Raw genomic sequence first — 12,775 nt, forward strand, 5'->3', positions numbered from 1 at the left:
TTCATGACACTCCCCAGTGGTGCCGGGACCATCGCGACGTGTAACCGATCGAAGGGCCACCGTCCCCGCCCCACAGCCACGCCGACTGGGTGGGTGTCAGGCCTGGTGGGTGAGTTCGTAGCCGGTTTCGGTGAGGGCGGTGCGGAGGGTGTGGGTGTCTATGGGGGTGATGGAGAGCACGGTGAGGTTGCCGGTGGTGGCGGTTGCGCGGGCCGCGGCGACGCCGGGGAGGGTTTCGATCTTTTCGGTCACGGTGTTCTCGCAGGTGCTGCAGGTCATGCCGGTGATCTGGTAGTCGGAGGTGATGCCGATCTTGATGCTGTCGAGGTTTGTGTCGCGGGGGGTGTTGGAGCAGCAGGTGCGGGGCGTCGTTGTGGAAGTCATGGTGCTCTCCTGTAAAGCCAACCAGAGTCCGATATCTAACTTATGACACTTTTAATATACCCCTGGGGGGTATCTGTGAAACGTGACCTGCATCACATTGTGGTGGGGTGGGCTGTCGGCGGGTCCTCGGGGCCGGTGGCTGCAACCGGGGAGGGGCAGCATCTGGCCGGTGGAGTTCGTGGAGGCGCGCGTACCGCAGGGTGTGGGCCGGTTGCCGGGCAGTACGTGAAGGACTGGCCGGCACGCCGCCAGCTCCAGGAGGGCGGCGGCCAGGTCGGTGACGTGGATGGGGCAGCGGATGTCGTCAGTGAACAGGACACCGTCGCGGATGCCGTCGGCGAGTTCGTGCACGAGCTTCTCGTGCGCGGACCGCCCGTGGCCGATGATCAGTGATGTCCGGGCGACGGCGGCCTTCGGGTGCACGGCGAGGACCCTGGTCTCCGCCGCGGCCTTGGCCGCGCCGTAGGGGGTGACGGGGTCGGGGAGGCTGGACTCGTCGTAGTGGACGTGTGCCCCGGAGAAGATCGCGTCGCTGGATACGTGGACCATGCGGGTTCCGTACTTCGCCGCGGCCATCGCGAGCCGGATGGGTCCTTCTGCTGTGGTCGGCCAGTGGGCCGATCCGCTCGATGCGTTGAGGACGAGGTGCGGGCGGACCTCGAACAGGACGGCGTCCAGGCTTGCGGCGTCCCGCAGATCGAGGTGGCGTCACGCGGTGGGGGAGGCGGTGCCGGGTTTGGTCGCGTACGTCGCGACGGTCGTATGCCCCGCTGCTCTCGCCTGACGGACCAGCTCGGTCCCAAGGAAGCCGCTGCCGCCGACGATCAGAACTGTCATCGCGCCACCGTAGACCGCCTCCACAACGATGAAGGAGGTCACCCAGGAGTTCGGGTGACCTCCTTCAGCATCAGCGTGCCGCTGTCGGCTGCCAGCGGTATCGGACATCCGGCTCGCGCTCATCGTTGCGCGACCCGTCCGTCCGCTCGACAGCGATGAAGCCGTGCCGCTCATAGAACCGGTGCGCCGAGGTGTTCACCTGGAACGTCCACAAGGTCAGCCCGTCCGGCTGCTGCTCCTTGGCCAGGTTCATGAACCGGTCACCGAGCCCCCGCCCACGCCACGCGGAGTCGAGGTAGAGCTGCTTCAGCTCATTTTCGTTGAGCACCATGACCCCCACCACCTCGTTTCCGGTGACCGCGACCCAGGTCTCGTACCGCGGCACGAGCACGCGTGCGAACCAGTCGTGTACGTCGGCGTCGTCGTGCGCGCAGCGCACGCTGGGCAGCGCGGCGGCGAAGGAACGCAGCCACACGTCAGCCGCGGCGCGGGCGTCGGGGTCGCCGGCGCGGCGGAGAACAACGTCGTTGCTGGACATCGTGCGGTACCTCCGGCGATCCAGGGGCTGATGACGTGGTGCGAAGGCTTTCGCGCGGTGCTACTTGCCGGGGCGTCCGAGCTGGCGGACGGTCCAGCCGGCCGTGCGCCAGGGCTCTGGGTCCAAGGTGGTGCGGCAGTCGACGAGCAGGGGACTGTCCACGCGGCCGGCCAGGTCCTGGGGGTCTGCCTGGCCGTATTCGGGCCATTCGGTGGCCAGGACGACGACCTCGGCTCCGTTAAGGGATGCGGGCAGATCGTCGGTGTATTCCAGCTCCGGGTTGCGGGTCATGGCGGTGGCCACGGCCTGCGGGTCGTGAACGGTGACCGTGGCGCCGGCCTGCTGGAGGGCATGGGCCAGCGCGAGAGCGGGGCTCTCCCGGACGTCGTTGGTGCCGGGCTTGAACGCGGCGCCCCACACGGTGATCTTTGTGTTCTTGACGGGTCGGTCGCCGAGGGCGTTGCGGATGAGGTCCATGGCGACGTCGGTACGGGACTCGTTGATCTCCTCGGCGGCGCGCAGCAGGGTGGCGGCCCGGTCGGCGCCGAGCTGGCGGGCGGAGGCGGTGAAGGCTCGGACGTCCTTGGGCAGGCAGCCGCCGCCGTAGCCGATGCCGGGCCTCATGCCGCCGCTGCCGATCCTCGGGTCGATGCCGAGGATCTCCACGATCTGGGAGATGTCGCCGCCCGCCGCGTCGCACATGTCGGCGACGGCGTTGATGTAGCTGATCTTCAGGCCGAGGAAGGTGTTCGCGGCTCCCTTGGCGAGTTCCGCGGTCTGCGGGTCGGTGACGAACAGCGGGACCCCGACGTCCAGGATCGGGGCGTAGACGGCGCGGATCGCCTTCTCGGCTTCGGCGGTGGTCAGGCCGGCGATGAGGCGATCAGGGCGGAGCGTGTCCTCGACGGCGTGTCCCTCGCGGAGGAACTCAGGGTTCCAGACCACCTCCACCGCGGTGCCGGCCGGAGCGAGGCGCTGGGCGAGGGCGGTGACCTGGACTGTGGTCCCGACGGTGACCGTGCTCTTCCCGACGATCGTGCACGGCCGGGTCAGGTGCGGGGCGAGCTGGCGGATCGCCCCGAAGACCTGCCTGGTGTCGTAGGAGCGGCCGTCCGCGTCGATCGGCGTGCCGACACCGATGAAGTGCAGCTCGACGAACTCGGCCGCCTCGCGGATGTCGGTGGTGAACCGCAGGCGTCCGCTCGCGGTGTGGGCGGCGAGCAGCTCGGGGAGGCCAGTCTCATAAATGGGGCACTGGCCGGAGTTGAGCCGGTCGACCTTGGCCTGATCGACGTCCACGCCGATGACTTCGTGACCCAGTTCGGCCATCGCCGCGGCGTGCGGGATGCCGAGGTGTCCGCAGCCGATTACTGAAACGCGCATTCCTTGACTCTCATCCTGAAAGGGGCCCGTGCAGGGGGCCGGGGAACGAGCCCAGAGGCTAGTGCTGTGACCGGAAAGGTTCACCGGGTCGCGACGCCCGGCACGGCACCTCGCCGCGTTGTCGGACCACGCCGGTACGTCCAGTACGAGGCGCGGTCCTCCGCCTTGCGATGCGTCCCCTCGGCCCTTCGGGCCTGGGGAGACCCCATGCACCGAACGCCGCGACCCGGCAAACCTTTCCGGCCACAGCACTAGTGTGATGCGCCGGAAATCTCAGGCTTAAGTTTGTGGTTGGTTGCTGCTTGCTGGTGGGGTGATTTTGGTGAGGTAGTCGGCGAGGGATTTGAGGATCTCGTCGGCGGTCTTCGTCCAGGTGAACGGCCGGGGATTCTCGTTCCAGGTGGCGATCCACTCCTTGATGTCGCTCTCGAGAGCCTGAACGGAGGTGTGGACGCCGCGGCGGATGAGCTTGTCGGTCAGGAGGCCGAACCACCGCTCGACCTGGTTGATCCAGGACGATCCGGTGGGGGTGAAGTGGACGTGGAAGCGGGGGTGTCTGGCCAGCCACGTCCGGATCTCGGGGGTGTTGTGGGTGGCGTAGTTGTCACAGACCAGATGCACGTCGAGGTCGTGGGGCACTGTCTTGTCTATCGTGACCAGGAACTTCTTGAACTCGATGGCCCGGTGGCGGCGGTGGAGTTCACTGATCACGGTGCCGTCGGCGATGTTGAAGGCGGCGAACAGGCTGGTGATGCCGTGCCGCAGGTAGTCGTGGGTGCGGCGCTCGGGCATGCCCGGCATCATCGGCAGCACCGGCTGCGAGCGGTCCAGCGCCTGGATCTGGGACTTCTCGTCCACGCATAACACCACGGCCCGCTCGGGTGGGTTGTGGTAGAGGCCGACGACGTCGACGACCTTGGCGACGAACTGCGGATCGGTGGACAGCTTGAAGGAATCCTGCAGGTGTGGCTTCAGGTCGAACCGCTTCCAGATCCGGCCGACCGTCGATTTCGACAGGCCCGTGCGGGCTGCCATCGAGGCCCTCGACCAGTGGGTGTCCTGGCCCGGAGTGGACTCCAAGGTCGCCACGATCACCTCCTCGACCTGGTCGAGGAGAATCGAGGGCGGCCGGCCCGGCCTGGGCTCATCGGCCAGGCCGTCCAGACGCTCGGCGATGAAACGACCACGCCAGCGGACAACGGTCGAGGTGTCGATGCCGAGCTCGGCCGCGGTCTGCTTGTTCGTCCCACCGTCCGCGCAACGCAGCACGATCCTCGCGCGAAGTGCCAGGTACTGGGCGGTCTTCGCACGCCTGGCCCACCGGGTCAGCTGAGCCCGTTCGGACTCGCTCAGAACGAGGTCGGGCTTCGGCCGGCCGATGCGCATCCCGTCCTCAAGCCCCGCGATGCCCTCCACCGCGAACTTCCCACGCCACTTCCGCACCGTCGCCGCGGTCACACCGACTTCCACGGCGACCCGCGCGTTCGGCACCCCACCCTCACAGGCCAGCACGATACGAGCACGCTCCGCGAACCGCGGCGCCACAGCCCCACCCGCCCAACGGAACAACTCCGCACGCTCTTCATCAGACAGGCGGACTTCAACAGCACGAGGACCCGGAGACATGCAAACAGGCTACAGACTTAGCCATGAGATTTCCGGCGCATCACACTAGCGCCGTTCCCCGACCCTCTCTTTCACGCGCTGGTCACGCGGGGTTCAGCATCCGCTCCAGGCCGCTGATCGCGTCGGCTGCCGTCCGCCGAACGACGACGTCGCCGGTCTGCGGGGCTTCCAGCGGGTAGGCGAACCAGGAACCGTCCGGACGGGGGAACCCCCCTCCGGGTCGACGAGGAACACCTTCAGGCCGGCCGCGCGGGCCCGCTTGGCCACCCACCGCCGGTCGGCGTGCAGCCCGATCACGACCAGTGCCTTCGCGTCGGGGTGGAAGGTGACCGGCGGGATCCGCTGGTCGTAGCGGCGCATGAACTGCTCCTCGAACCCGGCGCGGGCACCGAGCGCATCGAAGTTGTTCGTGATGAACGGGCCGACCATGTGCCCGGCCTCCTCCATCCGCTTGAGCGCGCGCATGGCCGGGGTGACCTCAGCGTTGAAGCACGCCCTTCACTCCCAACGCTGATCTCAGGGATCTGTTACACCCCGTGGGTGCCGGCGGGAAGCAGCGGGTGTGCAAGAGCGTGCCCTGTGGGGACTGTTTTCCCTGTCCGCTGGTATGGCGAGTGCCAGCTGCGGTTGAACGGAGCTCTGGCTCAGCGGAGTTCATGGGGGTGTGGGCTCTGCGGGTGGGGAAGGCTCGGGTGCGGTAGCCGACTTCGAGGGGCTGTAGATGATCAAGCACGGCACGGCGTCCACGTTCGTCTTTGCGCGGGTCGGGGGGGAATGGAGGCTCGGCCTGATCGAGCACCCGCGTCTGGCGATGACGATGATCCCGGGAGGGCACATCGAGCAGGACGAGAGTGCGGCCGAGGCCGCGTGGCGCGAGGTGCGGGAGGAGACCGGGCTTGAGGTGAGGCCCCTACCAGCGCCGACGGCCGCGATGCCGGTCGGGTACCCGCATCCGGTGATGGCCCAGCCCTGGTGGATCACCGAGCTCCGGGTTCCGCGCGACAACCATCTGGCCGAGGACCACGTCCACATCGACCACGTCTTCGTAGCCGTCGCGGACGACACCCAGCCCGTCTGCGAGGCGGAGCACCCCTTCACCTGGCTGCGTGAGGAGGAAGTCCTCGCATCCGTATCGGTCTTCGCCGATACGAAGATCCTCGCGAAGGAGCTGTTCGTGATGATCACTGAACTCGCGGGCCGGCCAGCGCCCTGATCCAAGTAGGGGTCACGGAGCGGACCGCCCTTGTCAGTCGCCGAGGATCGTGTCGCGTGCTGCGTGGGCCAAGATCGCCTGTTGCCGTGGGGTGAGCCCCAGCCGGTTCCAGTGAAAGGTGATGTGCCGGGCCAGGATGCTTCGCAACCCCAGGGTGAGGTGGGCTTTGCGGTTGGCGTCGGCAAGGCGCCGGCCGACGTCCTCCAGTCCGGTTGCCCAGGTAGTGGTGGGGCTCATCGGTCCACCCGGGGCCAGAAGGTCGGTGGCGTCGACTGTCAGGAGGGTGCGGGTCCTCGGCGGCATGGCGGCCATCGACATGGCCGGGACGTCAGCCGGCAACGGTCGGCGTCCCGCTGCTCGCGCCCAGACGTCGCCCTGCTCGCTCCACTCCTGTCCCGCCGCCCGCATGAGCAGCGTCATCATGAGCAGGGAAGTGGCTTTCGCGTCCGCCAAGGCGGAATCACGGGCACCGGCCGCGTGTAGGTAAGCGAGGATTCCGTCGCTGTCCGTGTGGAACAGGTCGTGGGCGATCCCTATACCGGTTGCTCCTCCGAAGGCTGCCGTCTCGGGCTCGTACGGGCTGGGCTGCCACCTCTTGAGCACACCCCATGAGATGGCGGAGTCGAGGCTCGTGGCGAGTAGCCCGCTCAGCTCGCGGCTCGTTGTTGTGGGACCGGGTCGGGCACGCAGTCGCCAGCAGGGGTGTTTGCGCACGAACCACCAGGAGCTGATGTGGCCGTCGGCGTGGGCTTGGCGGAGCGCGGGCAGCAGGTAGGCGGTGAACGTCTCTCTGGCCATGGAGTAGTCGGAGAACTCGAGGTTCACCTGCTGCCACCGTTCGGTGTCTCCCCGGCGGGCGAGCGCGGCCCGCCCGCCCGCGCGGTAGAGGTCCACGGCGTCCGCCAGTTGCTGCGGTGGGCAGGAGTGTTGGGCGGCGGCCTGCGTGAGGGGCTGTCCGGCGAGGACAGCGAGGATGGCGGCTTCGGGCGGCATCATTGGGTCACTTCCTCTCACACCAGCAGGAGGCTGGCATCCCAGTCGCAGGCGGGCGCGGCGGTATCGGCGCTCTGGAAGGCCAGGGCCGCGCCGGCCGTTCCTTCCAGGAAGCCAGGACTGTGCGGGGGTGGCGCAGCCAGGAAGCGCTGGGTGAGCTGGGGGACGTGTAGGAGGAAGCGGTGCGGGTCCAGGGCGCCCGCGGCTACTCGCTGGACGGTGCGAAGCAGTCCACCGAGGCCGTGGCACAGGCCGCGGTCGGCGAGCTGGTAGAGCTGAGCGTGGTCGCTGAGGCAGGACAGGAGCGCTCGCTCGGCGGCACGTTGGCGGGGAAGGTCGTCTAAGGCGAGCGCGGCGAGCTGCTGTGCACGGGCGATGCCGGGAGTTCCGTAGCACCAGGACGGAGCTCCTGCATGTCGGTCCACGGCACCGTCCGGAGTGATCCAGCGGGGCCAGCGGGTCCCGCCGTCGTTGGTCTGGCGTATGTGGTCGAGCCAGCGGCAGACCCGCAGCATCGCGTCGTCCTGGCCGGGCACGGTGACGCCGCGCAGCGCGGCGAGAGCCAGGAGAGCGAGGGGCCCGGTGATGCCGTGGGCGAGGCCCGCGTTGGCGTGTCCGGCCAGTGTCGGCTGGTGCAGGTGGGTGGGGCCGTGCCAGACCCACCAGCCCGGCCGCCCGTCGGGAAGCGGCTGGGTGAGCCGGACCAGGTACTCCAGGACTCCCTTGAGGTCGTCACCGGCCGGAGAGCGCTTCAAGAGCAGTGCGCCGAGGCCGGTGAGGCCCCGCAGCACGTCGTACTCCGCGAACGCCGGCGGGGTGCTCTGGTCGATGCGTGTGTGGGCGGCAGCCAGACGCCGGCTGATGTGGGCCGTGACCGCGTTGTCGAGGGCGGTCAGGGCCTTGGTGTAGCGGGGGGTGTCGGCGGCGGCGAGATGGAGGACGAAGGCCATGGCGGGGGCGCCGAGGAACAGGTTGGCCTGGTCGCCGTCGATGAGGGGTCCGATGTCGGCGAGTTGCTGCTGGACGGAGTGCCAGGAGACCGTGCCGCGGTGGGCCCGCTCGATGTCCAGGAGCGCTGTGCCGAGGGGGCCGTGGGCCAGGGACTGGCGAGTGGCCGGGGCCACTGTTCCGGGGGTGGCGGTCACTGTCGTGCTCCTTGGGATCGTGCTGTCTGCGACAGGGCGATGGTGCGGGCCAGGCGCCGGCAGTCGGCTTCGCCCGCGGGGTCCAGGCCGGCTGCCCGGTTGTGGTGCATGTGCAGCAGGGACGCCAGCACATCGGACGGATCACGGCCCGCGACGACGAGCACGTCCCGGTAGGCCTCCAGCGCGTTGCGCCGCTGGGTCCAGGTGTCCATGAGGAGACTGCCGCCGGGCAGCTCGCGCAGTGCGGTCTGGTCGGGGGCGGCCAGGAGCAGGGCCTGGGCCTGAACGGTGCGCTGCGCGGCGGTGCCGTCGGCTTGGGGGAGGGTGGCCAGTATCCAGGCGCGGGCGGTGGGCGGGCTGCCGGTGAGGGCGGTGGCGATGTCGACGAAGCTGGCTGCGGTGACCGCTGGGGTCAGTTCGGGTGGCGTGCCCAGCAGCATCTGGGCGCGGGCGGCCGCGGAGTCGGCGACGAAGACCTGCTCCGCGGCCGCCAACACCTCGCCGGTGCCGTAGCGGCCGCTCTCCGGCTCATCGGTGTCCCACTGCATCCGGCTGAGGAGCCCGTCCGCGCGCAGGGCGGCAGCCCAGGCGCCGACCTGCTGCGTGGCATTTCCGAAGGCGTCCGCATCGCCGAGATCCATGCGGATGCGCAGGTGTGGAGCAGGGTCGCTGTAGCGGGTGAACCACCAGTCCAGCGATGCGGATCCGTCCTTCCAGGTGTCGAAGAGGGCAGGGAGTGCGGAGGCCAGGAGCTCAGGGGCCCGCTCGGGGTGGCTGTAGAGCTTGAGGTAGGCCCAGCGGGAGGTGCCGGGCAGCCGGCCGTCCTCGCGGCGCACGACCGTCGTCGTGGAGGGGCGGCGTATCCGGGTCTGGTCGGTGGCGAAGGGCATGGCGACCTCGTGGGCATGCCCGAGCCATCCGTAGGCCGCTTCCAAGGGGGCCTCGTGCAAGGTCACGCCTTGGGTGCGCTCCAGCTCCAGACGCAGCAGGTGCTGGTGGGCGGGGATGTCGAGGTCGAGGCGAAGGCGTTGGTCGTCGGAGCCGAGGAAGACGGTGCGCGGGACGCCGTAGCGGGCGCGCCACTCCTCGAAGCGGTGCGGCCACCGGTCGGCGCCGTCGCGGGTGAGATCGTGCTGGCGCAGCCGCCAACAGGCGGGCGTCAGGATGGTGCGGCCGGTGCGTACCCCGGGCAGGAAGGGGAGGCTGGCGGCGGCTCCCCAGGTGAACGGGGTCAGTACGGCGGTGTGCGAGCGGTGCACTTCGGCGAGGAACCGGGCGAGCGGGTGGGTGGCGTTGGACAGCTCGACCGCGTTCATCGCCCACGGCTCGATGACCTGCCCGGTGGAGAGGGAGACCAGGTACAGGCTGCGGGAGTCGGCGCCGACACCGAGGTCGTCCAGCGTGAGTGTGGCGGCCGGGTCGTGCTCGCCCAGACTCAAGACGTGCGGCAGAACGGCGGGGGAGCGGCTGACGTTCTGTGTGCGCAGCCGCAGGGGTGGGCTGGAGACCTGTGCGCGGTCAGCGCCTTCGGTGAGGGTGGGCACGGTGGCGTAGACGCGCTGCATGCGGTCGCGGTCGGCCGGCTCCAGCAGGGGCAGGAACCGGCCGGTGGTGGTGCCGGCCGCGAGGGACAGGCCGGTCAGGGACAGTTCGAACCGGCCGCTGTTCAGGGCGTCCAGCGATGGCGAGTGCACGGTGAAGCACAGCTCGATGTGCGCGGGTACCTGGCTCGGGGTGCCGACTGTGAGAGCGTCGAGGTCCTCGGGTGTGAGGGTGATCTCGCGCCGGTCGTCCTGGGCGGCGTCCTGGGCCAGGGCGAGGAGGTGTTCGTCTCGGTGGGTCGTGGCCAGCACGGGGCGGGTCAGGACCGACCCTCGGTAGCCGGCGGGGAACCCCAGCCCGATGCCCGGATCCGTCAGGTCTCGTACCGGGACCAGGGCGCCCATGCTGTAGCGCTCCAGGAACCGGGTGCGGTAGTCCTGCCAGGCCGGTGGCCCGGCCGGGTAGGGAGAGATCCGCCCGATCGTTGCCAGAGCCCTCCTCGCCTCGGCCACCACAGTGGAGGGAAGCCGTACGTCGCAGTCCGGGCGCATGCTGACGACCAGGGTCCGGTTGGCGGCCACCCCGGTCACCTCCGTCATGCGCCTGGTCGCCTCACCGCGGATACCGCGCCGGTCGCCGGAGGGGAGCGCCGCGTGCTGTGACTGGGAGAGGAGTCCGTGGATCTGCCGCAGCTCCTCCACGAGCGGCGCCGCCTGCGCGATCCGGGTAGCTTCCAGGAGGTCCGGCTGCGCCACGAGGTGACCGAGAGCATCCTCACAGGTCATGGGAGCCCGAAGGCAGGACAGGAGGATCCGGTGGGAGACCAGCTCGTGCACGGTGCTCTCGACCACCTCGGCCGGGGCCGCGGGGTAGTGCCCGCGGAGCTTGTCGACGAGCTCGGACACCGTGATCGGCGAGGCAGCCAGCCTCAGGACGGTCTCGATGACGCGGGTACGCCGCATCGTCTTCTCGGCCGGACCGTCCTTGCCCGGCTGGTGCGGCACGACCACCTTTGTACCGCGCACCACATGGGTGGTATCCGCCATGACCGGCAGGAGCCGCAGCAGGTCCGGGATGTTCTCCAGCAGGTTGATGGTCTCGGCGATCCACTGCGCGTCGGCACGGACACTGCTCTGGTGGCGCTCACCCCAGACGGCGCGACCGGTTGCTCCGAGACGGACGGGGGCCGGGCCGGCGAACAGTCCGAACGGGGTGGCCCGGTACCTGCTGCGCAGGAGGTACCGCGTCAGGGACAACGCCACACGCCGTGCCGGCCGCGTGCCGGTGGTCTTCCCATCGAGCAGATTCCGTACGGCTTCGGCCAGAGGGGGACTTGCGACCTCGACTGCGGCCACGGTCGCCTCGTCGGCCCAGACCTGCGCGATCCAGGCTGTCCAGGCGGGAACCTTGCCGTTCACCAGGTCGGGCCAGGCAGGCAGCTCGTCCGCCAACGGCCTGGCTGTGACCCTGATCAGGGCCGCGTCGAGGGCTCGGTACACGGTCGTTCCTCCTTCGTCGTCACCGGATGGTGCGGGGCCGGACCCCAACAGCAGGCCCGGCCCCGCGAGAGGTTCAGCGCTGGGTCAGCCGCCGATGCAGGTGCTGTTGGAGCAGGCCGACTGGCAGGTGCCCCCGCAGCCGTCGCCGGTGTCGTTGAGCAGGCCGGCGACGACCGGAGCGGAGGCGAACGTCTCGATGTTCAGGTCGAAGTCGGAGTCGCTGCCCGATGCGAAGTCGGTGGCTGCCTTCAGTACGGGGCTGCTGTGCTGTGCCATCTGATTCCTCCTGTGAGGTGGTGGGATGGTGCTTCTGGATTCACCTGGCCGTGGCGGCGCCACTACGGCCAGGAGATGTACACCCGGGTGTGCGGCCGGTCGATGAGCCGACCGCCCTCGGGAAGCTCTTTGTCCGGCGTGCTGGCCGGGAAGACGTCGATGCGCGCTCGGTCGCTCCGGAAGTCGCGGTCCCAGGACTGCATTTGCACGACCATCCGCTCCGCGACCGCGTCGGCGTCAGGCCCGTGGCCGATGGCGCCGAGCTCAAATCGGTCGGGGTCCTCGGTGCGGCGCACGGTGCGGTAGGCGAAGCTGCCGCCGTCAACGAGCGCGGGGATCCCCAGGGGGGAGACGGACGCGATCAGACCCCGCGAGCGGGCCGCCACCGTTCCGGTGAGCAGCGGCAGGTTGTCCAGGACCGTGGTCAGGAACAGGTCGAGGTGCTCGTTCGACTCGTCGCCGGCCAGCGTCACTCCAGACCACGCCTCCACACGCGGCGAGTGCAGCGCCGCGCGCAGGGCCTCCACGTCCGGCTCGGGGTGTCCGTCGAGGCGCAGTCCCACCTCCTCACCCGGTACGTCGTGCAGGAGGACCAGGCGAACGCGGTTCTCGCCGGCGCCCTGCATGGGGACGAAGCCGCACAGCTCGAAGCTCTCGCTGACCAGCCGGTCGCCCTCACGGACGAACGCCACAGTGCGGGTCATGCCCCGCACGCGCAGGGGCACCACCAGGCGGCCGCCCTGGACGAGCTGGGCGATCCACGCAGGGGGAATGTCGGCGGCCTGGACCGTGACGATGATCCGGTCGAACGGCCCCTCATCGGGCACGCCTTCCTCGGCGTCGGCCGTCACCACCTTCACGCGGCGGTCGTAGCCGGCCTCCTTGAGGAACCGCTCCGCGCGGCCGGTGACATCCCGGTCGATGTCCATGGTCACAACCGCGCCGTCGGGGCCGACGACCTCGGCGATGTAGGCGGCGTTCACACCGCCGGATCCGATCTCCCACACCCGCTGGCCCGGCCGGAGGCCGGCCTGCTCGATCTGGATGGCCTGGATTCGGGCCGCGGACACGGAACTGATCTGGACACCATGACCGTCGGTCTTGGTGATCACCGCGTTCTCCACGCTGTACGCCTGGGCCAGCTCGGCCTCGGGAGCCGCCAGATGGCGGGGAACAGCCCGGAAGGCCGCCTCGGCGCGGCTGCTGCGAAGGGCGCCCATCGTGACAAGCTGGTTGACCATCTGGTCACGCAACTCGGCTGCGGACGCGGGGGACTGCACACTGTCGGTCGTCATGTCGGGGACGCTATCCATGGCGGTTCTCCTACTCGGCCGTATCC

The 12,775-nt window shown here is 69.5% G+C and carries 11 protein-coding genes and 1 pseudogene; 1 reads left to right on the plus strand and 11 read right to left on the minus strand.

Annotated elements, in window-relative coordinates; translation table 11 throughout:
- Positions 1–96: 96 nt before the first annotated feature.
- From AC3IYI_RS42095 to AC3IYI_RS42120, 6 genes and pseudogenes are all read right to left on the minus strand, one after another.
- The gene (locus AC3IYI_RS42095) at positions 97–384 is read right to left on the minus strand and encodes a heavy-metal-associated domain-containing protein (RefSeq protein WP_489412224.1); all 288 of its coding nucleotides are present in this window, start codon (positions 382–384) and stop codon (positions 97–99) included.
- Between the two features lie 246 nt (positions 385–630).
- Positions 631–1,221 (minus strand): annotated as a pseudogene (locus tag AC3IYI_RS42100) (SDR family oxidoreductase); the annotation flags it as partial.
- A gap of 70 nt (positions 1,222–1,291) precedes the next feature.
- Entirely contained in the window at positions 1,292–1,759 is a 468-nt protein-coding gene (locus tag AC3IYI_RS42105; RefSeq protein WP_489412225.1) for a GNAT family N-acetyltransferase, read from the minus strand.
- A gap of 60 nt (positions 1,760–1,819) precedes the next feature.
- Complete coding sequence (locus tag AC3IYI_RS42110) at positions 1,820–3,142, minus strand: UDP-glucose dehydrogenase family protein (protein ID WP_489412226.1); 1,323 nt, start codon at positions 3,140–3,142, stop codon at positions 1,820–1,822.
- A 279-nt stretch (positions 3,143–3,421) separates the two neighbouring features.
- Positions 3,422–4,768, minus strand: coding sequence for an IS630 family transposase (locus AC3IYI_RS42115; RefSeq protein WP_489405530.1), 1,347 nt, complete (start codon positions 4,766–4,768; stop codon positions 3,422–3,424).
- A 93-nt stretch (positions 4,769–4,861) separates the two neighbouring features.
- Positions 4,862–5,233, minus strand: a complete 372-nt coding sequence (locus AC3IYI_RS42120; protein WP_489412227.1) for a hypothetical protein — start codon at positions 5,231–5,233, stop codon at positions 4,862–4,864.
- Between the two features lie 256 nt (positions 5,234–5,489).
- On the opposite strand from AC3IYI_RS42120, the gene AC3IYI_RS42125 reads away from it, so the two are divergent.
- Positions 5,490–5,981 carry an NUDIX domain-containing protein gene (locus AC3IYI_RS42125; RefSeq protein ID WP_489412228.1) on the plus strand — a complete coding sequence of 164 codons (492 nt, stop codon included), beginning with the start codon at positions 5,490–5,492 and terminating at the stop codon, positions 5,979–5,981.
- 33 nt (positions 5,982–6,014) lie between these two features.
- Here the strand turns inward: AC3IYI_RS42125 and AC3IYI_RS42130 are convergent, their stop codons facing one another.
- The 5 genes from AC3IYI_RS42130 to fxlM form a co-directional block, all read right to left on the minus strand.
- A complete protein-coding gene (locus tag AC3IYI_RS42130; RefSeq protein ID WP_489412229.1) occupies positions 6,015–6,977 on the minus strand; it encodes a thiopeptide-type bacteriocin biosynthesis protein in 963 nt (320 codons plus the stop codon).
- A gap of 14 nt (positions 6,978–6,991) precedes the next feature.
- Positions 6,992–8,119, minus strand: coding sequence for a lanthionine synthetase LanC family protein (locus AC3IYI_RS42135; protein WP_489412230.1), 1,128 nt, complete (start codon positions 8,117–8,119; stop codon positions 6,992–6,994).
- Positions 8,116–11,160 carry a lantibiotic dehydratase gene (locus tag AC3IYI_RS42140; protein WP_489412231.1) on the minus strand — a complete coding sequence of 1,015 codons (3,045 nt, stop codon included), beginning with the start codon at positions 11,158–11,160 and terminating at the stop codon, positions 8,116–8,118. The genes AC3IYI_RS42135 and AC3IYI_RS42140 overlap by 4 nt, the downstream gene beginning before the upstream one ends.
- Before the next feature lie 84 nt (positions 11,161–11,244).
- Complete coding sequence (locus AC3IYI_RS42145; RefSeq protein ID WP_489412232.1) at positions 11,245–11,436, minus strand: FxLD family lanthipeptide; 192 nt, start codon at positions 11,434–11,436, stop codon at positions 11,245–11,247.
- A 62-nt stretch (positions 11,437–11,498) separates the two neighbouring features.
- Positions 11,499–12,731 (minus strand): methyltransferase, FxLD system, encoded by a 1,233-nt coding sequence (gene fxlM / locus AC3IYI_RS42150; protein ID WP_489412233.1) that lies wholly within the window; start codon positions 12,729–12,731, stop codon positions 11,499–11,501.
- Positions 12,732–12,775: the final 44 nt, after the last annotated feature.

Source organism: Streptomyces sp. GL_148, from assembly GCF_057834205.1.

What these genes read in the sequence shown, in the direction of transcription:
- AC3IYI_RS42095 (WP_489412224.1), bottom strand. Translation starts at nt 384, where the DNA reads ATGACTTCCACAACGACGCCCCGCACCTGCTGCTCCAACACCCCCCGC.
- AC3IYI_RS42105 (WP_489412225.1), bottom strand. Translation starts at nt 1,759, where the DNA reads ATGTCCAGCAACGACGTTGTTCTCCGCCGCGCCGGCGACCCCGACGCC.
- AC3IYI_RS42110 (WP_489412226.1), bottom strand. Translation starts at nt 3,142, where the DNA reads ATGCGCGTTTCAGTAATCGGCTGCGGACACCTCGGCATCCCGCACGCC.
- AC3IYI_RS42115 (WP_489405530.1), bottom strand. Translation starts at nt 4,768, where the DNA reads ATGTCTCCGGGTCCTCGTGCTGTTGAAGTCCGCCTGTCTGATGAAGAG.
- AC3IYI_RS42120 (WP_489412227.1), bottom strand. Translation starts at nt 5,233, where the DNA reads ATGCGCGCGCTCAAGCGGATGGAGGAGGCCGGGCACATGGTCGGCCCG.
- AC3IYI_RS42125 (WP_489412228.1), top strand. Translation starts at nt 5,490, where the DNA reads ATGATCAAGCACGGCACGGCGTCCACGTTCGTCTTTGCGCGGGTCGGG.
- AC3IYI_RS42130 (WP_489412229.1), bottom strand. Translation starts at nt 6,977, where the DNA reads ATGATGCCGCCCGAAGCCGCCATCCTCGCTGTCCTCGCCGGACAGCCC.
- AC3IYI_RS42145 (WP_489412232.1), bottom strand. Translation starts at nt 11,436, where the DNA reads ATGGCACAGCACAGCAGCCCCGTACTGAAGGCAGCCACCGACTTCGCA.
- fxlM (WP_489412233.1), bottom strand. Translation starts at nt 12,731, where the DNA reads ATGACGACCGACAGTGTGCAGTCCCCCGCGTCCGCAGCCGAGTTGCGT.